We start from the raw sequence: 21,417 nt of genomic DNA, 5'->3' as shown, positions 1-21,417 counted from the left end.
CCATGGACCGGTGAAGACTCGTGACGAACAAGCGGCACAACGGCCGTCAGCGGAACTATCCTTGGCCCCTATGTCCGCCGAACCGATCATCGAGCTGCGCAGCGCCCGCATCTTCCAACGCGAGAACCTCATCCTCAACAACGTGGACCTCACGGTGTACAAGGGCGAGTTCATCTACCTAATCGGCCGCACGGGCACCGGCAAGAGCAGCTTGATGCGCACGCTCTACGGCGACCTCCACCTGAACGAAGGCGAAGGCCATTGCTGCGGCTTCGACCTGCGGAAGCTCAAACGCTCGCAAGTGCCCTACCTCCGGAGGAAGATCGGCATCGTGTTCCAGGACTTCCAACTGCTCACCGACCGCAGCGTGATGGCGAACCTGCAGTTCGTGATGAAAGCGACCGGCTGGAAGGACGCCAAGCTCATCGACCTGCGCATCCAGGAAGTGCTGGACCGTGTGGGGCTGGGCAACAAGGGCTACAAACTGCCGCACGAACTGAGCGGAGGCGAGCAGCAGCGCGTGAGCATTGCCCGCGCCTTGGTGAACGACCCCGAACTCCTGCTGGCCGACGAACCCACCGGCAACCTGGACCCCGAGACCACCGAAGGCATCCTTGACCTGATGATGGAGATCAGCCGTAGCGGCCGCGCCGTCATTATGGCCACGCACGACTACACGCACATGAAGAAGTTCGGCAACCGCGTGGTGAAGTGCGAGGACGGAAAGCTTTTGGAGATGGGAGCGACGGTGGTTTGAACGCCTTCACCCCAACAGGTCGACGATCCGCAACGCATTCCTCCGGTTGCTGAACCGCTCTTCCAGGACCTTCGCCCTCACTTCAAGTGCCTGACCATTGGCAGGTTTGCCCATGCACGCGAGCACACTGGCGCGCATGGTGACCGCATCGCCGTGCACGTGGCACAACTCCTCCAAGCCAGTGCCCTCCACCATGGCGGGGTTGCATACCACATGGCGCCCGGCGAACAAGCAGAGCAGCAACTTCAATTTGATGCCGGTGGCCTGGAAGGTGGGGAGCACATGCACCTGTGCTTCGCGCACGAGCCGGTGGATGTGCTCCGTTGAAATGTCCTCGAGCAGTTGTGCGTTCTTGTGCTTTGCTACTTCCGCCTTCAACTCGCTGCTGGTATCGCTGCCCGCGATCACGAACTTCACATCAAGCCCGCTGAAAACCTCTCGGAGCAGCCAGAGCGCGGCCTTGTTGTTGTCGGCAACGCCGAGCGCGCCGTGGTACAAAGCGAAATCGCCCAAGCCGCCCGGGACTTCCACCCGCTCGCAGGAATGGAAGGCGGGCATGTGCACCACGTTGCGGAAGTGCTGCGCGAAATAAGCCTCATCCTTCGGTGAGATGGCCAGCACGGCATCGGCTTCGCTCAGCACGGGTTCGTAACGCTTCAGCTTGGTGGCCTCGGCGTTGAAATAGCTGCGCTTGAACGCGCTCTTCTCCACGCGGGCAAGGGCACTGTAATAATCGTGCTCCACGTTGTGCGCACGCACGATGCGCCTGCGCCCGTGCAGCCGTGGATCGCCCAAGTGGTAGCAGCTGTGCAGCCCCTCGAACAGGATGGCATGATCGTCCTTCAGCAACCGGTCCACCAGTTCATCGCTGCGGCGGCTCACCACCACGTAAGGCAGGCTGCTGAGCAACTGCACCTTGCCCATCTGGCGCTTGTAGTAGTGCACGCTGTGGCAGAACGGCTCCAGCTCCTTGCGCTCGCCACGCCCGTACTCGAAGCAATGCAGGTGCACCTTCACGCCGATGTCGTGCAAGGCTTTCACCTTGTAGAACACATCGATGACCCCACCGTAATCGGGTGGCCACGGAACGTCGAGGCTAACGATATGCAGGTGGGGTTCGGCCAACTTCAGCGAGCAACGCTTTCAACTTCGTCTTCTCCGCCTCACCGTCCAGCGAAGCGGCGGCGAAAGTAGCGTTCCGGGCCAGCGCGGTCCGGCGTGCGGGATCGGCCTTCAGCGCCCTTACGGCTGCGGCTATGGCAGCGGGCTCCGCGTGGGCCAGCACCACTCCGGCATCGTAGTGCCGCACAATGGCCGCGACTTCCGGCAGGTCGGTGGCCAGCACCGGGATGCCCGCGTGCAGGTAGTCGAACAGCTTGTTGGGCAGGCTGAAGCGGTAGTTGAGGTTGGTATCCTTGTCGAGGGTGAGTCCCAAGTCCGCGTTGCGCGTGTAGGCCATCATTCGGTCATACGGCATGCGACCCAGCAAACGCACACGGTCGCTCAGCCGGTGCTCGTCCACCATACGCTCCAGCACCGGCCAGGCGTCGCCACTGCCGATGATGAGCAGCAAGCATCCTTCCAACTCGCGCATTGCCAGTACCGCTTCTTCGGCGCCGCGCTGCACGTTGATGCCAGCACCTTGCATCACAAGGATGAACCGGTCCATGGGAAGGCCCATAGCGGCACGATCCACCTTCTCGCCCATCGGCGTGCACATGGGAATGTTCCGCACCACCTGCACCTGCACACCGTAACGCTCCGTGTACGCCTTGGCGATGCTACCGTTCACGGTGATGACCGATCGGAGCTTCGGGAAGATGGCTCGCTCAATGGCCAACCACACATGTCGCACCCAAGGCCGGTGCACTAGCTCGGGCACTTCGGTGTAGAACTCGTGGCTGTCGTACACCAAGGGCTTCCCCAGGAACCACGCCACCAGATAGTTCGGCAGCAGCGTGTCCAGGTCGTTGGCAACAAGCAAGGCCGAACGCTGGAACAACAACAGGAAGAACAGCCGCAGGTTGTACTCGGCATAAAACAGCGGCCCCTTGTTGAAGAGCAGCCGCATGCGCCGGGTTCCGTAAGGGCGCTCCAGAGCCCGACTTCCAGGCAGCACGCGGCCGACCAGCAGAACATCGTAACCGAGCTCCTGTAGCACCGTGCACGTGCGGTGCACGCGATTGTCGGTGGCCAGGTCGTTGGTCACGCTGACTATGGCACGTTGCTGCGCGGTGGGCATGCGGTACATCCCGACGCATCGGGCCGGTGGAAGTCCCGGACGGTCGGGCGCTCAAAGTAAACCGGCTTGTAATGGGCGGAAAACGAACGCCCCGGCATGCGAGCATACCGGGGCGTTGCGCAAAGGATGTTTGGCTCAGTCCACCATAACGGCTTGGGTGGTGATGCGCTCCCCATCCAAGGTGAGCGTGAGCCAGTAGGTACCGGCTGCCATGCCTGCAGTGTTCCAAACCATGGTGTGCTGCCCGGCCTGCATACCGGCATCCATGAGAGTGCCCATGACGCGGCCTTGGCCATCGGCCACGCGCAACTGTGCCCGGCCGCTGGTGCCGATGCGGTAGCTGATGGTGGGGTTGTCTTGGAAAGGGTTGGGGATGACGACCAAGGCGTTCTCGGCCAAGGGCGCAGAGGCCGTTGCGTCGGGTTGGCGGTTGATGTCGATGTAGCCGAATCCAGCACCTTGTAGCATACGGGTGCCGTCGTCGAGGGCACAGCATGATGCGACCTGCTGTTCCAAATAATCAATGCGGGACTGCTGCTCCTTTGCGTTTGAGATCAAGATCGGAATGATGACCATGTAGTTCACGCCTTTCAACGCGTAAGCTGGAGATATCTCGTTGCCCAAACTGTCCAATACGGCGTCATGCCATATCTCCGAAACTAGTTCAGGACGCACCTGCTCTACATCCTGGGCCACCAGACCCACTTGGGCGGCTATTGGCAGACCGAGTTCAGGGTGGAGTTGGGTATTGAACGTGTAACTCTTGGGTTCGAACTGGGCAATGAGCGCCGCCCCTCCACTGAAAGGCTGAACGTTGTCTTTGAGTCCTGCGTCTGAGAGCGCGAAAATCTGGTTCAGGTAAAGGCTACCGCCCTGGATATTGACGTGGCCATCGAACCAACCCGCATAACCCGGACCACCTGATGCATCCGCGTTTATCGCAATACCCCACACTCCCCTGGTCCCAGCCAAACCAGCGGTAGTATTGCCGTCAGCGAAACCTCGAACACCAACCACACGACCACCGGTAGTCCAAACAGGCTGTGTGCTCCAGAACAGGTTGTTCACTGCCGCATTGCCATCAAGGCCTCAGTTGCGTGGTCCGTTCCGCACGATGCCTCTGGCTCCAACATTTTGGCCGCCACCCCCACCACCTACTTCAGCGGTGAACACACCGCCTACGTTGTTCGTCGAGTTCGTCGTCATCAGGACGTTGAAACCAAGGCTTGTTGCACCACCGCTATTCACTGTTCGTGCCACATCCAACTTGGCCACCGGAACTGTAAGCCCAATGCCGACGTTCTCGGTTGCATCAGGGCAATTGGGGTTGAGAGCACCAGTGGCCGTCCACACATGGTTCGGCCCGGCGCTTACTGTCCAATCGCAAGCGGTGCCACCCAACGTGGAGGCATCGCGCCATTTCACCACACCGAAGTTGGCGCCCGGTGTATCGTCCACGACCATGACTTTCGTGAGCGTGTTCGCCACAGGGTCGCTCGGAAGTTGCTCGATACGTAACCTTCCATTGCGCATATGTAGCCGCTCAGTGGGGCTTTGGCCAACGGCCGTAAAGTCGCCAACGCCCACAAAGCCTTGGTCCTTGTTGAAGGGGAAGAGCTGCATGTACTCCAAGCCATTGTAGCTCTCGGCGCCGGTACCACCCGCCACCGGTGTGGTGGTATAGATGAACCGGATGCGCTGTCTGAAGGCTTCGGTCAAATCGTTCTCTCCAGCGCTGATCACAAAATCACTGCGGTCCAACGTGTAGGACCATGGTGTGGTGCCATTGCTGGCATCGTGGTATACATGGCCGATATAACCCATGTCGTTGTTGCCGGTGAAGAGCACGCCGTTGCGGAAGTACGGGCGCCAAGGTTCTTCGACGAGGCCGTCGAGGTCTACCAAATGAAGCCTCGCTCTTGAGGGCATTTGCTGCATTGCAGGTGTCAAAACAGTACCTCGCTTACCAATCGACATGAACCCATCAAGCGTCAGCGGATACGTGTTCACCGCAGTCTGAGAACCGTTCGCTCGCAACATGAATCCATCAGCATCGCTGTTCTCCAGCCACAGTATGCCAGGATCGGGACCGTTACCCTGCTCAGCACGTATCCTGAAGTCATTGAAGTTCGCTGTGGTGTAAATCCGTCCTAGGTTCATTGGAATACCAAGAGTACCACGCTGAAAACGCATCTGGCCATTCTGACCCAATGGTGTCTGAAGCCACATAAGCTCGCCGGCAGTGAAGCCACTGAGCTCGTGAGCCCGAACATTAAACGGAGCGCTACCAAGAGTGGTACCGACACTCACCCCTGGCGGACTTCCAGTCAAGGTCTGCGAACCACCAACCCGGTTATCCATTGGGCGCTCGAACTATAGGCTCCAAAGGCAAGCACTACCGCTCCATACCATCGCATGGGCCTCAATTCAATGTTCCTCATGGTTTGTTCAGTTTGATTTCCCTACGACGATGGACTTGGTCACGGAGGCGCCATCGCACAACCTCATATTCAACCAATACGGACCTGCAGAGTAGGAGGTGCAGTCCAACTGGACCCAGCTTGTCTGGGGCTGGAAACGGTTCACAATCCTTCCCATAGCATCGATGAGCGTTACATCACACAGTGGCCCTTCTGCTGCCACGATCAGGAGATAGCTCTCCACAGGGTTCGGAAAAATTGACAGCGCTTCTTCATCCTTCGAATCAACGTAAGCCCCGAAATCACAATCGCTGGGCACACGGCCAACACACACACAATCCACCATCGCATAGGCGGCTGGCTCACCAGCAAGAGCATCGAGAGTATGTCGGAGCAACAAGGTGTCACTGAAAAAATTTCCGATGCTCACATGCGTATATGCCGAGTCTGGAACGTACCACCCGGAAACCGTCACCCAATCAGTGGTATCCGATAGAATGTCCGTCATTCTGACTGCAGCGCCATTCGGAAGACCATTGAGTACTGAGTAGTCTGAAAAGGTGCTGAAACGCATACCCAAACCCGATACGGCCCAACGCATGCTGCCAATGCTGCCGAAGCCGCCTGAGCTGGCTTTAAACGAAACGAAATACGGCTCACCAGTAGCCAATGGCTCCGAAAGTGACGCTCCGATGAATTCCCGCAAAGCATCTGGCGCGAACTCCCAGTATGTGACACAGCCAGCATATGCCACACCGTGAGCAGGAACTTGGTCGCAGAATTGGCTGAGCGGAACACTCACCGTGCCACTTGTATCACATGTGTTGTAGTAGACCGGAGTGAACTGATACGCGGTCCAGCCAACCGCATTGCCCATCTGATTCAGACCGTTCGGGCAATTGACATAGTCCTCGAAGGATCCATTAATGACAAGATTCTGCCCGAACACCACAGCCGGTGCCAGCACCCCACCCAAGACCCAAACCCGTAGCTTATTCATTGGTGATGTGAACCTACGCCACAACCTCCCCCCTTCTCCAAATTTCCGGGCAAGGAGTTGTGCACATTCCATCAACCGTCGCCACGTCGGAGTTCAACGTGCGATCGTTCGTGCAGTCCGCGTCTTGGCAGCCATGGAACCTCCGGCCTCGGTAACCTTGCATCGTGCTGCAACGCAACGTTTCCCTCAGGCCCTTCAACACGTTTGGTGTGGACGCCACGGCCGATGCGTTGGGCCGCTTCAGCACGGTAGAAGAACTGCGGGAGCTCTTGCATGCAATTGACGGGACCCAGCGGCTGATCCTTGGCGGCGGGAGCAACATCCTGCTCACCCAAGACTTCCACGGAGCGGTGTTGTTGAACGAGTTGCCCGGGATCGCGCTCGTACATGAGAACAACGATCATGTGCGCGTGAAGGCAGGTGCTGGCACAGTTTGGCATGAGTTGGTGCTGCATTGTGTAGGACAAGGCTGGGGCGGCATCGAGAACATGAGCCTCATTCCCGGCAAGGTGGGCGCAGCTCCCATGCAGAACATCGGCGCCTATGGCGTGGAGCTGAAGGATGTCTTCGTGGAGCTGGAAGCTCTACGCATCAGCGATGGTGAGGTGCTCACGTTCAACGCGGCCCAATGCGCGTTCGGCTACCGCGAGAGCTACTTCAAGCGCGAGGGCAAGGACCGGTTCGTCATCCTCAGCGTCACCCTGCAACTGAGCAAGCACCCACAGGTGAACACGAGCTACGGCAACATCCAGCAGGAGTTAACGGTGCGTGGCATCACCTCCCCTTCCATCGCCGATGTGAGCGAGGCCGTCATCGCCATCCGCCGCAGCAAACTGCCCGACCCGGCGGTGGTCGGCAATGCGGGCAGTTTCTTCAAGAACCCGGTGGTGCCGGTCGAGGTTGTGGAGAACATCAAGCGCACCCACCCGAACGTACCGAACTACCCGGGCGACCCCGGCACGGCCAAGGTGCCCGCCGGTTGGCTCATCGAGCAGGCTGGTTGGAAGGGCTATCGCGAAGGCGCTTTCGGCGTGCACGATAGGCAGGCCTTGGTGCTGGTGAACCATCCCTCCTCCGTCGGGACAGGCTCCGCAGCCACGGGCGCCGACATCTACCGACTGAGTAGCCGCATCATTGAAGACATCAAGCAGAAGTTCGGGATCGAACTGGAGCGGGAGGTGAACATTCTCTGAGGAGTAATTCACCACAGAGCCACGGAGGGCACAGAGGCTTGTCCAAAGCGCGCTCCTTGGAGTTTCTCCGTGTTCTCCGTGCCTCTGTGGTGAAAGAAACATCCCGTCCTCAGGCCGATCATCTTTGCGCAACTTATCGCCCACCATGCGCTACGTCGTTTCCGCAGCACTGCTGCTCTGCCTTGCAACCGCCCCGGCCCAAGAGAAGCTCAAGACCTTAACGCTTTCCGATGCCGTGCTGAAGGGCGGCTCCGACCTGGCACCGCAACGCTTGCGCGGGCTGCAGTGGATCCCCGGCGGCAGCAATTACTGCCATATGAAGAGCGACACGCTGTGGATCGGCACATTGGGCAAGAGCCTGGACATGCCGCTCGTGACCTTGGCACAACTGAACAGCGGGCTGGTCGAGGAGAAGCCAGTGCCGCGTTTCCCCGCCGTGCATTGGGAAAGCGCCACGGCCTTCAGCTTCATGCACAACAACCGCGTGTACGTGTGGGACCGCTCAGCGAACAAGTTAACCGAACGCCTGGCCATGCTTCCCGATGGAGCCAACCACGATATGGACGACGCGCAACACCGCGTGGCGTACACCATCGGCCAGAACCTCTTCGTGGCCGCACCGGGCGTGAAGGACAACATTCAAGTGACGAAGGACACGGTGGATGGCATAGTGAACGGGCAGAGCGTGCACCGGCAGGAATACGGCATCACCAAAGGCACGTTCTGGAGCCCCGGCGGTAGCCAGCTGGCGTTCTACCGCATGGACGAAAGCATGGTGACACCCTACTACGTGGAAGACATCAGCACGAAGCCGAGCACCTTCAACAAACTGCGCTATCCCATGGCCGGTCAAGCGAGCCACCATGTGCAGGTGGGCGTCTTCGATGTGCGCACGCGCAGCACCACCTACCTCAGCACCGGCGAGCCGGTGGACCAGTACCTCACCAACATCGCATGGGACCCCAGCGAGATGTATGTCTATGTCACGCACCTGAACCGCGCGACGAACGAACTGCGTCTGGTGCAGTATGATGTGCGCACCGGTGCCCCGGTGAAAACGCTCATCGAGGAGAAGAACGAGAAGTGGCTGGAGCCCGAGCACCCGGCCCACTTCCTGAGGAAGAAAGGCCAGTACATCTGGTGGAGCGAGCGCGACGGCTGGCAGCACCTGTACCTCTACGACCTGAAGAACGGCTTGGTGCGCCAGCTGACCAAAGGCGCGTGGACGGTGACGGACATCCTCGGCACGGATGAACGCGAGCAGTTCCTCTACCTCCAAGGCACGGCCGAGGATGGCGACCCGAACGTGCCCATGGTCCAAAGCTTGAACGGCAAGGAAAATCGTCCCGTACCCGTGCGCATGCCACGCATGGGCAGCACGGAATTACATGCTTACCGGGTGGAGATCGGCACCGGCACCGTAACGCGCCTCACCAAGGACGCGGCCACGCACATGGCGCAGTTCGAGGGTGGGAAGCTCATCGACATGTGGAGCAGCACGAGTGTGCCTGGACGCACGGAGATCATCGATGCATCATCGGGCCAGGTGATGAAAGTGCTCAAGGACAGTCCCAACCCCTATGCGCAGTACCGCGTAGGCACGGTGGACATTTTCACGGTGCCCGGCATGAACGGCGACCGCCTGAACGCGCGCCTCATCAAGCCCAGCCACTTCGACGCGAACAAGAAATACCCGGTGCTGGTGTACACATACAACGGGCCGCACGTGCAACTGGTCACCAACAGTTTCCTCGGTGGCGCCTCGCCGTGGATGCTGGAAGCAGCGGAACGCGGCTACCTGGTGTTCACCGTCGACGGCCACGGCAGCGAGCACCGCGGGCTGGCCTTCGAGCAGGCCGTTCACCGGCAGTTGGGATCGGTGGAAGTCGAGGATCAGGCGGCAGGCGCTGCATACCTGAAGAAGCTTCCCTACGTGGACACCGACCGCATGGCCGTGCACGGCTGGAGCTACGGCGGCTTCATGACCACCAGCCTGATGCTGAAGAAGCCGGGCCTCTTCAAAGTCGGCGTGGCCGGCGGCCCGGTCATGGACTGGAGCATGTACGAGGTGATGTACACGGAGCGGTACATGGACACCCCGAAGGAGAACCCCGATGGTTATGCTGCAAGCCTGCTCACCGACAAAGCCGACAAGCTGCAAGGCGACCTGCTCATCATCCACGGCACGCTGGACGACACGGTTCTCCGGGAACACAGCCTGCAATTCCTGAAGAACACCGTGGACAAGGGCATCCAGGTGGATTACTTCGAATACCCTGGTCACGCCCACAACGTGCGTGGGAAAGACCGTCTGCATCTCATGACCAAAGTGCTCGACTATATCGACCTCCACATGGGGACGGGCCGTTGAGATCGGTCGATAGGCTTCCACCACCGGTCGGATCGTTGGTGTTCCTTTCCATGGAAAGGAGGTTTCTTTGTGCCACAAACCACAGCGCATGAAGAAGCTTGCTACGCTCCTCTCTTTTGTCCCGGTCTTGGCCCTCGCACAAACCACCCATGAGGTGGAAGTGGGAGGCACACTGTCCAATCCGAACAACCTGCCGTACTATGACCCGATGGACATCACCATCAACTTGGGCGACATCGTGGAATGGACGAACGTGGGCGGAACGCACAACGTGTACGGTCAGTTGGACCTGTTCCCTGACAACCCGGCCGGCTTCGGTAATGGCATGGCACAACAGGCCCCGTGGACCTTTTCACACACCTTCACTGTACCCGGTGTGTATGATTATCACTGCACTGAGGAATTCCAAGGTGATCTGCATTCCACCACGCAGTTCGGCACCATAACAGTCCTTGATCCGAACAGCGTAACGCCGGTGGTAGCCACCACGAAGGCCATCACCCTGTACCCCAACCCTGCGAACGACGTGCTGATGGTGGGGCTTACCGGATGCACGGGCATCACCAGCATCGACATCCTCACCGTTGACGGCAAGCTGGTTCGCACGGCCGCCGTGCAGGACAATCGTGTGAACCAGGTGGATCTCGCCGGTTTGCCTGCCGGCCAGTACTACGTGATGATGGACCGCGGCCGTCGCACGGTGCTGAAGCCCTTCGTGAAGAGCTGATCCTACTCGCGCACAACGGCCACTTGGGCGCCCTGTCCCTGGCCGGTTGTGAGCACTGCACGGTACACCCCGCTGGGCATACCCGACAAGTCAACATCGATGGCCCGCTTGCCCTGCGCGAGCGGGCCTTCGTGCATTCGGCGCACTTCGCGGCCCAAGGCATCGAACAAGGCCAGCCGGGCCATACCGGCCGAAGGAATGTCCGTGAGCACGCGGACAATGTCACGGGCAGGGACAGGGAACGCCTGCAACTGGGCGGCCCTCAAATGCTCCTCTTCGACCGCCAGGTTGCCATTGAGCGGCACGGCCCATGTGGCGGCCGTGGCGATGCTCAACTTGGTGAGGTCCTCCCACATCGATAGGCTCATGTATTGAAGGAGGTCCGTGGGTGTGTGGTAATGCGGATTGCCATCGTTGTCGAAGTCCTCGATAACGAGGATGGCGCCGTAGCCTTCCGTCCAGAAGCTGGCGTGGTCGCTATAGGTCGCTCCAGGGTTGTTGATGGCCAGGTTCACGTTGAGGCCGTAGGCCGCATTGCAGGCCAGGGCAGTGTCCTTGATGGCCAGGCTATTGGCCACGGGACGCGCATGGATGCGCGCAAGGCCATCGGCATCACCGTCGTAAGCGATGGCGTCCATGTTCACCACGGCGCGGATGGTGTCGTCGTTGGCCGCTGCGGCACCCGCGTAGAACGCACTGCCGATCTTCCCTTGCTCCTCCTCGTCCCACAAGGCGAACACGATGGTGTGCTCGAACTGGTAGGGCGCCAGCACGCGCGCCGCCTCCAGTACGCTGCACGTGCCCGAGCCATCATCGTCGGCGGCCGGGGCCGCGGCAATGCCACCGGGCATGGCGTCGTAGTGCCCGCAAATGATCACGCGGCTGTCCAGATGCACCGCACCGGTCTTCTCGGCCAGCACGTTGAAGCCCGTGTTGCTGAAAGATTGGGTGGTCGGTGTGTATCCCAATGCGGCGAACCGCTGCTCCAACCAGGTTTGCGCAACCGCGTTGCCCGCATTGAGCTTGTGGCGGCTAACGATGGTCACCGGGCCATTGCCGACATCCACCGGCACTTCACCGGTCAGTTGCTCGATGTCGTTCACCAACGTATCGATGCTGACGGCATTGAGCGCGGCTTGGATGACAGGATGCTGTGCGAAGCCGCAAACGGGCAGCGCGCAGGCAATGGCGAGAATGTGACGCTTCATGTGCAACGGCGCTTGGCCGCTGCCGAAGGTAGCCGCCTACACGGGCGAGCTGCGGCGCTCAACACCGATCATGTCGCCAAGCCTGCACATGGTGCCGCTCAGCGCTGCATAACCGGTGGCGGCGATGGCCTTGGCCGTGCTCTGCCGCTTCTTGAACGCCCACACGTCCTTGAGGAAGAGCGGGAAGTTGTGGTCGTTCAGCAGGTCGAAGGCCACGGAGATCGTCGGCTCGAGGCTTTTGGCCGTGTGCCAGATGCCGAAGGGAATGAAGAGGGTTTCGCCGGGGCCCACCACGAAAGTGATCGGCGTGGCATCCTTGTACTTCGGGAACTTTGTCAGATCCACGTTCTCGATGTCGGGGATGCTGCTCTTCCACTTGTCGTTCGGGTCCGGATAGAGGAGTTCTTCCTGTCCGCGTGGCCACACCGTGAACTGTTTGCGCCCGTAGAGCTGATTGATCCAAGCGCTTAGGTGGTAGTAATCCAGGTGCACGTACGGGAACTTCCCGCCCACGCCGCCCACGAACATCTCCACCGCGCTGCCCCAGTAGCCGCGCTTGAACCAAGTGCTCTCCAACCAGTTCGGTTTGGCGAAGCCGATGTTCATGGGATAGATCATCGGCAACACTTCGGGCAACTGGCTGGTGAGCTCGAACTTGCACGGATAAGGCACCGGACGCGATGTGTCCTTCCCTTCCACCAGGTCCATCACCTCGCGCATGGTGTAGCGGTTGCCGTTCACTTCGGTCGTCCGATCGCCGTACTTCTGGCGGAAGAAATCGGGGCTGAACGTGTTGTACGCGCCCCAGACTTTCGTCGCGTTCTTGAACACCAGCGGGATGCCGGGCTTCCAATGCTCCTCGACGAACTGCTCATGCGTCATCTCGGACGCTTCGACCTTCTTCACTTCCATGGCTGGGGACTTATCGGGCTTGGAACGAAGGTAGTCCGGGAAGGATACGTCCGCACGGAACCTATTCCGGGTCGGACCAGCGTGCCCGTGGCCGTGGGCCAAGGTTCTTCGCACCCGCGAACCACACGATGAGGATACTGGCCGCAATGAAGATCAAGCTGAACCATGTTACGTAATCCACGTCCAACAGCGCGTTGTGCCAGGGTTCCGGCTGGAACATGGTGGGGGTGCCCGCTGCGATCTCGTTGTTGGGCGGCAGGATGGGCGTGACGAAGAAAGCCGTGTTGCTCACCACCTGCGCCAGCATGAGCACCGCCCCGCTATGCGTGTTGTTATAAAGCCAGGCCAGCAGGATGGTGAGGCTGATCATGCAGCCGTGGAACACGACGATCGGGTACCCGGGCGGAACACCTTCGTTGATGGCCACCATGGGCAGGTACCAAAAGCCCCAGAAGTTGCCGATGATCAAACAGCTCACCAAGGCGCTGTATTTCTCCTGCAAGCGCGTGAGGCAGAACTTCATCCAGCATGTTTCCTCCACGAAAGCGATACCGAAGATGAACGGCAGTGTGATCAGCCAACCGTCCCAGAAATGCGGTATGACCAGGCCGAAGCTGGGCCACTTGCCCAAGGCTGCGATGACGATACCGATACCGATGTAGGCGAAGAGGAACTTCCAGATGCCGGCAATGGCGTACCACTTCAACGGCACCCGCCACACAAGGAACGAGCCCAGCAACTTGCGCATACCGGGCATGCCTTCTAGACCGTACGTGATACCGAAGACCGCCAACAACGGCCCGAAAACACGCAGCCTGAACAACATGTGCAGCTTGGGGTCATCGTGAAGCATGCCGCCGGGCGGCAAGGCCACGTACACGCCGAGGACAATGATCAGCTGGATCGCCAGCGTAATGCCGATGAACGTGGCCACGGGATATCGGGATACGAACGACTTCATTCGGAGGTCTTGTGGGGCCGCCGCAAAGTAGACGGTGGAGGTCAGATCAATGGGACACCACCCGCTCGGCTACTGAACCACCTGCTGTTCGGAACACAACAACGTAGGTCCCTGCACCGGGTGGCAATGGCACCTCCAAGCGCGTGCGACCGGTCAACCGGGGCTGGGCCACCAAGCGACCACGGATGTCGAAGATCTCGATGCCTAGCACCTTACCGGAGAGGCCATCGATCCGCAGCACACCGTCGCGCACGGGGTTCGTCAGGATGCGCACGCCGAGTTCCTCCGGGGTGTCGATGGCCACGGAGTTGTCGAACAATGAATCGAGCTTCACCAGTACAGGACTGCCATCGGCGTTCTCGTACATCGTACGGAACGTGTCGATCTCGGCACTGTTGAACGAGAACATCTCCTGCATCCAACGGGGAGGAGCGCTCTGGTACCAGAAACGGCCGTAGACGTGGATCGGGCCCACATACCCGTTCATGGGAACGTGATAGTGGACCTTGTCCGTTCCGCTGCCTTCCACGCCCAATTGGTCGCGGTTGAAGTCAATGTCCGACGCGCCCACGTTCACTACCATGGTGGTATCGTAGCTGGGGTGCGTATTGCTGAAGCCCAATGGTGCCAGTCGGTTGTCCTTGAGCAAGCTGGCTGCGCGCTCCAGCACGGTGGTCTTGTTGCCGTTCACGTCGGCCATCACCTGTTCATAGATCTGGGCCTGGTCCTCGCTGGTGATCACGTCGTGGTGCGGCTCCCAATCCGCGTCGTGGCCGTTCACCTCGTAGGCATCGTCCCAACCGCCGCTGGTGAAGAGCGTGTCGCCGTTGGCGTCCAGCACGTCCAATTGCACGAACGCCCGGCGCGCGGGGTAGCCACTTGGGAACTTGTGCCCGGCCAAGTTGGTGAGGTCCACGGATACGAAAGCGGTGTCCGCCGTCCGGCCTTCCATCACCACATCGAGCAGGAGGCTCTTCTGCTGGAGCATGTCGAAGGTGAGGGCGAGCGTGCTGTCGAAATGGGAAGGCGATGCAGTGAGCCCGAGCGGTCCGATGTTGTTCTTCAGCAGCTGCAGCATGAACGTATTGGCACCCGCGAAGTGGTGCAGACCGTAGGGGGAGCGGCCCGTGAGGAAGAGGTAGTTGGCGCTTATCACCACGGCATCATCGATGCGCGGCACATGGCAGCCCTGGCAGGTGATGCCGTTGTCGGGGTCCACATCGGTGTTGAAGCTGCTGTTGAGCCACTCGTGGTAAGTGGCTTGTTCCACGAAGGTGCCACCCGTCAACTGCCCTGACAGGTCGGCCGTGTGCGTGATGAGCGTGTGGCAACCGGCGCAAAGACCGGCGTCGTTGATGTGCTCGCCGTACAGGGGCTCGTAACCCACGAAGCTGCTCATGGGGCTTCCGAAGATGCCGGCATAGGGGCCGTAGAGCGGCCGTCCCAAGGTGTCGAACCGCAGGTCGCCGCTGAACAACTGCCCCAGGCTGTCCGCGCTCTGGATGTGGCAGGGCACGCAGCTCACGCCGTCCTGTCCAACGGGGTCCTGTTCCAGATCGGCGATGGTGTACAGACCGGCGTTCGTGAGCACCTTGTCATGGTGGCCGCCCGGCGCATGGCAGCCCGTGCAAGTGTGCTCCAGTTCGTCCTTGTGGCCGGGGTTCACCAACCCTTCATGGCTCACCTTTGCGCGCCAGAAAGGGTCACGCGCGCTGTTGGCCATCATCGTGCTCCGCCAGTCGTCGCTGGGGTTCACGTCGAAGCCGTCCTCATCGATCATAGCGAAGTTGTTCGCGTCAGGCCCGTGGCAGCCGTAGCAATGACCGCTGGCCTTGAAGTAGGTGTTCTGGCCAACCGACAGCGAGCCACCACCTTTCTTGAAAAAGGCGATCTCCTCCTTGGAATGGAACGCGCCAGCGCTTTCCAAAGCACCGTTGGACCACGCCATGAACAGGAACGTGGAACCGAGCACGGCAACAAGGACGAGCACCCGGACGGACTTCACAGGGAACCTCATGGCTGGTGTTGCTTTCACACCGCGCCAAAGTAGTCGCACGCGGCAATGGCCGCCTTCAACGAGGTTGCAACAACAGGGTTCCTGACAAGGATCAGCTGCCGCGCTGGCTGCCCTTGCGCATGGGCGCGGCCTTCGCCTTGCCCGCTCCGGCACCCGGCTTGGGCGCGGCGGCCTTTTTCACACCGGCCTCGCCCACCTTGGGTTTCTTCTCGCCGGTGGCCTTCGTCTCCTTCTTCTCGGCGGCTTCCTTCTCCTCTTTCTCCTCCTTCACATCGAACACGCCCGCCTTCAGGAGCTGGCCGTACCACAGGAACAGCTTGCGCACATCACTGGAATGGATGCGTTCGCGGTCGTTGTTGGGGAGCGCCTCAGTGAGTTTCGCCCACAAAGCACCTTCATCACCCTTCGGGTCCACGCTCTCCTTCCCTTTCTCCACTTCGTGGATCTTCTTCAGCACATCCTTCAGCGGCACATCGTCGCCGGTGGTGAATATCTGGATCTCCTCCAAGGAACTCACACGCACCGTTGTGGGCACGGGCATGCGTTTGCCGGGTTCGCCGAGCGATTCTACGATGAGGGCCTGGCGCCCTTGTGCAACGATCTTGAAGAGGCCGCTCTTGCCGGAAACGGAGATGATCTTGGTAAGGTCCATTGTGAAGGTTCGGGCGGCGAAGCTACACGCCGGACCGGCTTCAATGGGCGTCCTGATGTTGGATGTCCAGACACTATGCCCGCCACTGTTTTTCCATCTTCACCGCCAACATCGGCCAGGTCACACACCGTGCGCATCGCAGTCAACACCCGCCTCCTTCTCCCCGGCAAGCTCGAAGGTATCGGCTGGTTCACGCATGAGGCGCTTTCACGGATCGTGCGGGCGCATCCGGAGCATGAGTTCCATTTCGTCTTCGACCGTGCGCCGGACCCTGCCTTCCGCTACGCCGACAACGTGCACATGCACACGCTGTGGCCGCCCACGCGCCATCCGTTGCTCTACGTGCTATGGTTCGAATACCGGCTGCCGGGCCTCCTGCGCCGCATCAATGCGGACGCCTTCATCAGCCCTGACGGCTACTTGAGCACGCGCACCGCAGTGCCACAGCTGGGTGTGATGCACGACCTCAACTTCGAGCAATACCCGGCCGACCTTCCCAGCGCCTATAGCAACTACTACCGCACCTGGTTCCCACGCTTCGCCCAAAAAGCCGCGCGACTGGTAACGGTGTCGGAGTTCAGCCGCGAGGACATCCACCAACGATATGGTGTGCCGTTGGACCGCATTGATGTGGCGCACAACGGCGTGGCCGAAGCGTATTCGCCGTCGAGCACCGATGAACAAGCCGCGACGAGAGCCGCGCTGACCAACGGCGACCCCTTCTTCATCTGCGTGGGCTCGTTGCAACCACGCAAGAACATTGCCCGCCTGCTGCTGGCATTCGATGCACTGGTGAAAAGCGATCCGCGGCCATTGAAACTGTTGATCGTGGGTGAAGCCTTCTGGTGGGATAAGCGCATGAAGGAGGCCTGGCAACAGGTCGAGAACAAGGACCGCATGGTGTTCACCGGTCGACTGGGACAGCAGGCGCTACGCAACGCGATCGGTGCATCATTGGCGCTGGCCTACGTGAGCTACTTCGAAGGCTTCGGCATACCCGTGGCTGAAGCGATGAAGTGCGGCGTACCCGTGCTTGCTGCGAATGCCACCAGCCTGCCTGAAGTAGCGGGCGACGCAGCCGTGTACTGCGACCCCTTCAGCGTGGACAGCATGCGCGACGGGCTGGCCCAGTTGCGCAACGATGCCGCCTTGCGCGAGCGGCTTTCAACTTTGGGACTATCCCGCGTGCAGCGCTTCACCTGGGATCGCACGGCCACTGCGCTCTGGTCTTCCTTTGAACGCATGATGCAAAAGCACTGATCATGCCCCTCGCGAACCACTACATGCGCGGCGCCGTGGAAGCCGGTTGCGACGAGGCCGGCCGCGGTTGTTTGGCCGGACCGGTGGTGGCAGCGGCCGTCATCCTGCCACCAAGCGTGCGCCTGCCGGGCCTCAACGACAGCAAACAACTGAGCGAGGCGCGCCGCGAAGCCCTGCGGCCGCTGATCGAGGAGCGCGCGCTGGCGTGGTGCGTGGCCTCCTGCACGCCGGAAGAGATCGATCGCTTCAACATCCTGCAGGCTTCCTTCATCGCCATGCACCGCGCCATCGACGGTCTGAAGCGCCGTCCCGATCTGCTGCTCATCGACGGCAACCGCTTCACGCCCTACTTCGGCATTGCGCACGTGTGCCACATCAAAGGCGACGGCCGCTTCAAGAGCATCGCCGCGGCCAGCATACTGGCCAAGACGCATCGCGATGCCCTGATGCAGGACTTGCACAATACCCATCCGCACTTCAATTGGGCGGTGAACAAGGGCTACCCCACCGGAGAGCACCGGAATGCACTGCGGTTGCATGGACCTACCGAACATCACAGGAAGTCGTTCAGGCTGGAATACGCGGAAGAAGTGCACTCCTAACGGTCCACAGGACCGTGTGCACACGCTGGCCTTTGCAACCCCACCACCACTTCGCGCGCCGATAGCTTCGCCGCACAATGTCCGGGCGCCGCGTACTTCTTTGGCTTGTTCTGGCTGCCGTGCTGGCGGGCACCGCGTGGTCCTTCATCGAGTGGTGGCGACCGGTAGCGCGGCCCGCCGACCCGTGGGCGGCCGTGCCCACCGAGAGCGCCGTGATCGTGGAACTGAGCGGCGGCCGGGAAGCGTGGAACGCCTTCACCGGCGCTAGCCAGGTGTGGAGCGCGTTTGGCAACACTGCCGAGGCGGCTTCGCTCGACTCGCTCCTGGGCCGAGCGTTGAACGCGCTGGAGGAAAGTGGCGCGAAAAGCCTGCCGCTCGTTGCGTGGATGCCACGCGGTGAACGAACGGGCTGGTTGGCCGTGCTAGCAGGACCGAAGGACCATCGTGCCGCGCCTTGGCCGGCGTTGTTGAACGCCATGGAAAAAGGCGGCGATGTCAATGGGCGCACCTTCAACCCGGGTGAGACGTTCCCCAGTGCGAAAGGAGAACGCATGGGCCCGGTGCATGTGCATTGGACGAACGGTCTGTTGCTGATCGGCTCCGATGAAGGCATGGTGGAGGAAGGTCTGCTGCAATTGAAGAACGGTGCCGACCTGATGGCCGACAGCACCTTCAAAGCGGCGCATGCAACGCTGGGGGCAGGTGCGGCGGCGCATGTGCTGCTCCATCCCCAACGCGTTGCGCGCATGCTGGGCAAGCACCTCGCTCCAACTAGCGCCGAGCCGCTGCAGTGGCCCGCAGGCTGGGCGGCTCTGGACGTGCGCAGCAAACCCGATGCGCTGCTGTTGAGCGGGCTGCTGCTTGCGCCGAGCGATGATCGTTCGTTGCGCGAACTCCGTGAGCAGGAAGCCGGCCTGAACACCGCCCTTCGTGTGGTGCCTGCGGAAGCGGTGGCACTCAACGTGCGGCACATCGGCGATGCTGAAGCATGGCTCGCTGGTGAAGGCCGCAGCACCGATGCCGTGCGCGACCAGGACCTTTTCCGTTGGGTGGAGGGCTCGGCGCTTGCGGCCATCGTTCCGCGCGACAGCAGCTTCGCCGTGCTGGCGGCGTTGCAGGCGAGCGATCCTGCTGCTGCGGAGCGTTCGTTGCTGGCACAGTGCGACAGTGCAGGTTGCGACACGTCGCGGCATCGGGGCATGCTGGTGGCCCGCTTGCCCATCCCCGACCCGTACGGCATGTTGCTCGGCCCGCCGTTCGATGCACTGGAGCAACCGTACTGGTGTTTGCTCGGCGACAAGGTGGTGTTGTCGAACACCGTGGCCACCGTGCACCGCGCCATTGATGCGTGGACGGACGGCACTTCGTTGGCCGAGCACCCGCGCCACATGGAGCTCCTCGGCGAGGCGAGCACGTCCGCGGCACTGACGTGGTGGTGCGCACCTGCAGCGGCAGGGGCATGGACGAAAGGGCATCTCTCCAACGCAGGCATGGATCATTGGGAGGCACACGCATCCTCCATCGCCCGTTTTTCAGCGCTGGAGCTGAGCATCGCGCCAGGACAGCACGGGTTCCACCACGTAAGCCTGCGTTTGCAGCACGGCGGAACGGCCGCGAACGACACCGGCGCAACAGCAGCAAGCACCAGCAACGGCCTCTGGAGCATGGCATTGCGCTCTCCGATCGCACGGGCGCCCATGCTGATGAACGATCACGTGACGGGCGCGCGCTACATCCTGGTGCAGGACACTGAGCATCGCTTGCACGCCATCGGCAGCACGGGCAAACTGATGTGGACCCGCGAGCTGGATGGCCCCATGCTCGGCGATGCAATGCAGGTGGACCGCTTCAAGAACGGAAAGCTGCAAGTGGTGCTGTGCACGCCCGAGCATGTGCACATGATCGATCGCAATGGCAAGGACGTGGAAGGCTGGCCCGTTGCCGTGAAGGACAAATGCAGCGGACCGGTAGCGGTGTTCGACTATGAAGGCAACAAGGACTACCGCTTCGTGGTGCCGACCGAAGAAGGCGGCCTGTTGAACCTGATGCCTGACGGCAAACCCGTGCAAGGCTGGGCGCCTGCGCGGTTGGCAACCTACACCGACCAAGCCGCGCGGCATCTACGCGTGAAGAACAACGACTTCGTTTTCGTTGCTGACCATTCCGGCACATTGCTCCTGCTCGACCGGAAAGGAGCCGTGCGGCACAAGCCGAAGTCAGGCATCGGCACCGGTGCACGCGTGCTCGATGTGCGCCTGGGCATGAACATCGGGAACTGTGCAGTGATCTGGGCCGATAGCACCGGGGCTTTGCGCAGCACACTGATCGATGGCGCAACTAGTACGCTAGCAGCAGGCGCTTCAACGGCGATGACCTGCACGTTGGAGGCATCGAGCAAGACCTTGCTCATCGCGCGCGTATCCGGCGATTCCTTGCACATCCTGAACGGGAACAGCAGCACATACACTGTTCTGCAGTGCTCCGCGGCACGCCTGTCGCTGTCCGCCAGCGGCAAATGGGGCACGGTCGTCGGGGCGTGCTGCGCCGATCACGAGGAGTGCTTGCTGGTCGGTGCGGATCGCAAGCCCCTGTTGGATCTGCCCATCAGTGGCGCGCGCTACATCGTGGTAGGCGACATCAACAATGACGGCAAGCCCGAAGCGATCGTGGGCGATGGCAGCGGCGGTCTGCGCGCGGCGCCCCTATCCTTGAACAAACCATGAGCCCGCTCACGGACATCACCACCAAGGAACAAGTGGACGAGTTGGTCGTGCGCTTCTACGATCGCCTGCTGGCCGACGAAGGCATCGCGGACCACTTCCGCCACCTCGACCTGCACGAGCACCTGCCGCGCATCGCCGCGTTCTGGAACATGGTGCTCTTCGGCGACCTCGACTACCGTGGCGACATGATGGGCACGCACAAGCGGCACCACCAACAACGGCCCATGACGGACGAGCACTTCCGCATCTGGCTTGGGCACTTCAACGCTGCGCTTGATGAGCGTTATGCCGGGCCGAACGCTGAGATGATGAAGGAGCGCGCTGTGCTGGTGGCGGCTTCGCTGAAGGTGAAGGTGGGCAGCTAGTGCCCGG

Annotated in this window: 18 protein-coding genes; 8 read left to right on the top strand and 10 right to left on the bottom strand. The window is 61.0% G+C overall.

The features are described from left to right. The first annotated feature begins 70 nt into the window (after nucleotides 1–70). On the top strand, nucleotides 71–757 hold the full coding sequence (locus IPJ76_13635; GenBank protein QQR85642.1) for an ATP-binding cassette domain-containing protein: 687 nt from the start codon (nucleotides 71–73) through the stop codon (nucleotides 755–757). A 6-nt stretch (nucleotides 758–763) separates the two neighbouring features. On the opposite strand, the gene IPJ76_13630 is transcribed toward IPJ76_13635, so the two are convergent. From IPJ76_13630 to IPJ76_13610, 5 genes are all read right to left on the bottom strand, one after another. Beyond that, complete coding sequence (locus tag IPJ76_13630) at nucleotides 764–1,882, bottom strand: glycosyltransferase (protein ID QQR85641.1); 1,119 nt, start codon at nucleotides 1,880–1,882, stop codon at nucleotides 764–766. Further along, nucleotides 1,854–2,999 carry a glycosyltransferase gene (locus IPJ76_13625; protein QQR85640.1) on the bottom strand — a complete coding sequence of 382 codons (1,146 nt, stop codon included), beginning with the start codon at nucleotides 2,997–2,999 and terminating at the stop codon, nucleotides 1,854–1,856. Before IPJ76_13625 ends, IPJ76_13630 begins: the two co-directional genes overlap by 29 nt. 135 nt (nucleotides 3,000–3,134) lie before the next feature. After that, on the bottom strand, nucleotides 3,135–4,067 hold the full coding sequence (locus tag IPJ76_13620; protein ID QQR85639.1) for a tail fiber domain-containing protein: 933 nt from the start codon (nucleotides 4,065–4,067) through the stop codon (nucleotides 3,135–3,137). 21 nt (nucleotides 4,068–4,088) lie between these two features. Beyond that, a complete protein-coding gene (locus tag IPJ76_13615; protein ID QQR85638.1) occupies nucleotides 4,089–4,928 on the bottom strand; it encodes a hypothetical protein in 840 nt (279 codons plus the stop codon). Between the two features lie 519 nt (nucleotides 4,929–5,447). Further along, nucleotides 5,448–6,419 carry a T9SS type A sorting domain-containing protein gene (locus tag IPJ76_13610; protein ID QQR85637.1) on the bottom strand — a complete coding sequence of 324 codons (972 nt, stop codon included), beginning with the start codon at nucleotides 6,417–6,419 and terminating at the stop codon, nucleotides 5,448–5,450. Between the two features lie 161 nt (nucleotides 6,420–6,580). On the opposite strand from IPJ76_13610, the gene murB reads away from it, so the two are divergent. From murB to IPJ76_13595, 3 genes are all read left to right on the top strand, one after another. Continuing rightward, nucleotides 6,581–7,612 carry a UDP-N-acetylmuramate dehydrogenase gene (gene murB, locus IPJ76_13605; GenBank protein ID QQR88466.1) on the top strand — a complete coding sequence of 344 codons (1,032 nt, stop codon included), beginning with the start codon at nucleotides 6,581–6,583 and terminating at the stop codon, nucleotides 7,610–7,612. 145 nt (nucleotides 7,613–7,757) lie between these two features. Further along, nucleotides 7,758–9,983, top strand: coding sequence for a DPP IV N-terminal domain-containing protein (locus IPJ76_13600; GenBank protein ID QQR85636.1), 2,226 nt, complete (start codon nucleotides 7,758–7,760; stop codon nucleotides 9,981–9,983). 88 nt (nucleotides 9,984–10,071) lie between these two features. Next, nucleotides 10,072–10,710 carry a T9SS type A sorting domain-containing protein gene (locus IPJ76_13595; GenBank protein QQR85635.1) on the top strand — a complete coding sequence of 213 codons (639 nt, stop codon included), beginning with the start codon at nucleotides 10,072–10,074 and terminating at the stop codon, nucleotides 10,708–10,710. 2 nt (nucleotides 10,711–10,712) lie between these two features. Here the strand turns inward: IPJ76_13595 and IPJ76_13590 are convergent, their stop codons facing one another. The 5 genes from IPJ76_13590 to IPJ76_13570 all read right to left on the bottom strand — a co-directional run bounded on the left by IPJ76_13590 (nucleotide 10,713) and on the right by IPJ76_13570 (nucleotide 16,460). After that, a complete protein-coding gene (locus tag IPJ76_13590; GenBank protein ID QQR85634.1) occupies nucleotides 10,713–11,918 on the bottom strand; it encodes a M20/M25/M40 family metallo-hydrolase in 1,206 nt (401 codons plus the stop codon). A 36-nt stretch (nucleotides 11,919–11,954) separates the two neighbouring features. Further along, the gene (locus IPJ76_13585; protein ID QQR85633.1) at nucleotides 11,955–12,830 is read right to left on the bottom strand and encodes a cupin-like domain-containing protein; all 876 of its coding nucleotides are present in this window, start codon (nucleotides 12,828–12,830) and stop codon (nucleotides 11,955–11,957) included. 61 nt (nucleotides 12,831–12,891) lie between these two features. Then, the gene (locus IPJ76_13580; GenBank protein QQR85632.1) at nucleotides 12,892–13,791 is read right to left on the bottom strand and encodes a hypothetical protein; all 900 of its coding nucleotides are present in this window, start codon (nucleotides 13,789–13,791) and stop codon (nucleotides 12,892–12,894) included. 46 nt (nucleotides 13,792–13,837) lie between these two features. Continuing rightward, entirely contained in the window at nucleotides 13,838–15,808 is a 1,971-nt protein-coding gene (locus IPJ76_13575) for a T9SS type A sorting domain-containing protein (GenBank protein ID QQR85631.1), read from the bottom strand. 91 nt (nucleotides 15,809–15,899) lie between these two features. After that, a complete protein-coding gene (locus IPJ76_13570) occupies nucleotides 15,900–16,460 on the bottom strand; it encodes a DUF5606 domain-containing protein (GenBank protein ID QQR85630.1) in 561 nt (186 codons plus the stop codon). 129 nt (nucleotides 16,461–16,589) lie between these two features. Between IPJ76_13570 and IPJ76_13565 the strand changes: the two genes are divergently transcribed. The 4 genes from IPJ76_13565 to IPJ76_13550 all read left to right on the top strand — a co-directional run bounded on the left by IPJ76_13565 (nucleotide 16,590) and on the right by IPJ76_13550 (nucleotide 21,410). Then, on the top strand, nucleotides 16,590–17,720 hold the full coding sequence (locus tag IPJ76_13565; protein QQR85629.1) for a glycosyltransferase family 4 protein: 1,131 nt from the start codon (nucleotides 16,590–16,592) through the stop codon (nucleotides 17,718–17,720). Between the two features lie 2 nt (nucleotides 17,721–17,722). Then, nucleotides 17,723–18,322 (top strand): ribonuclease HII, encoded by a 600-nt coding sequence (locus tag IPJ76_13560; protein ID QQR85628.1) that lies wholly within the window; start codon nucleotides 17,723–17,725, stop codon nucleotides 18,320–18,322. A 77-nt stretch (nucleotides 18,323–18,399) separates the two neighbouring features. Further along, nucleotides 18,400–21,045, top strand: coding sequence for a PQQ-binding-like beta-propeller repeat protein (locus IPJ76_13555; GenBank protein ID QQR85627.1), 2,646 nt, complete (start codon nucleotides 18,400–18,402; stop codon nucleotides 21,043–21,045). Next, complete coding sequence (locus tag IPJ76_13550) at nucleotides 21,042–21,410, top strand: group III truncated hemoglobin (GenBank protein QQR85626.1); 369 nt, start codon at nucleotides 21,042–21,044, stop codon at nucleotides 21,408–21,410. Before IPJ76_13555 ends, IPJ76_13550 begins: the two co-directional genes overlap by 4 nt. Nucleotides 21,411–21,417: the final 7 nt, after the last annotated feature.

The organism is Flavobacteriales bacterium (assembly GCA_016699575.1).
Taxonomy (GTDB): domain Bacteria; phylum Bacteroidota; class Bacteroidia; order Flavobacteriales_F; family PHOS-HE28; genus PHOS-HE28.
This window is presented reverse-complemented; position numbering and strand designations above follow the sequence as displayed.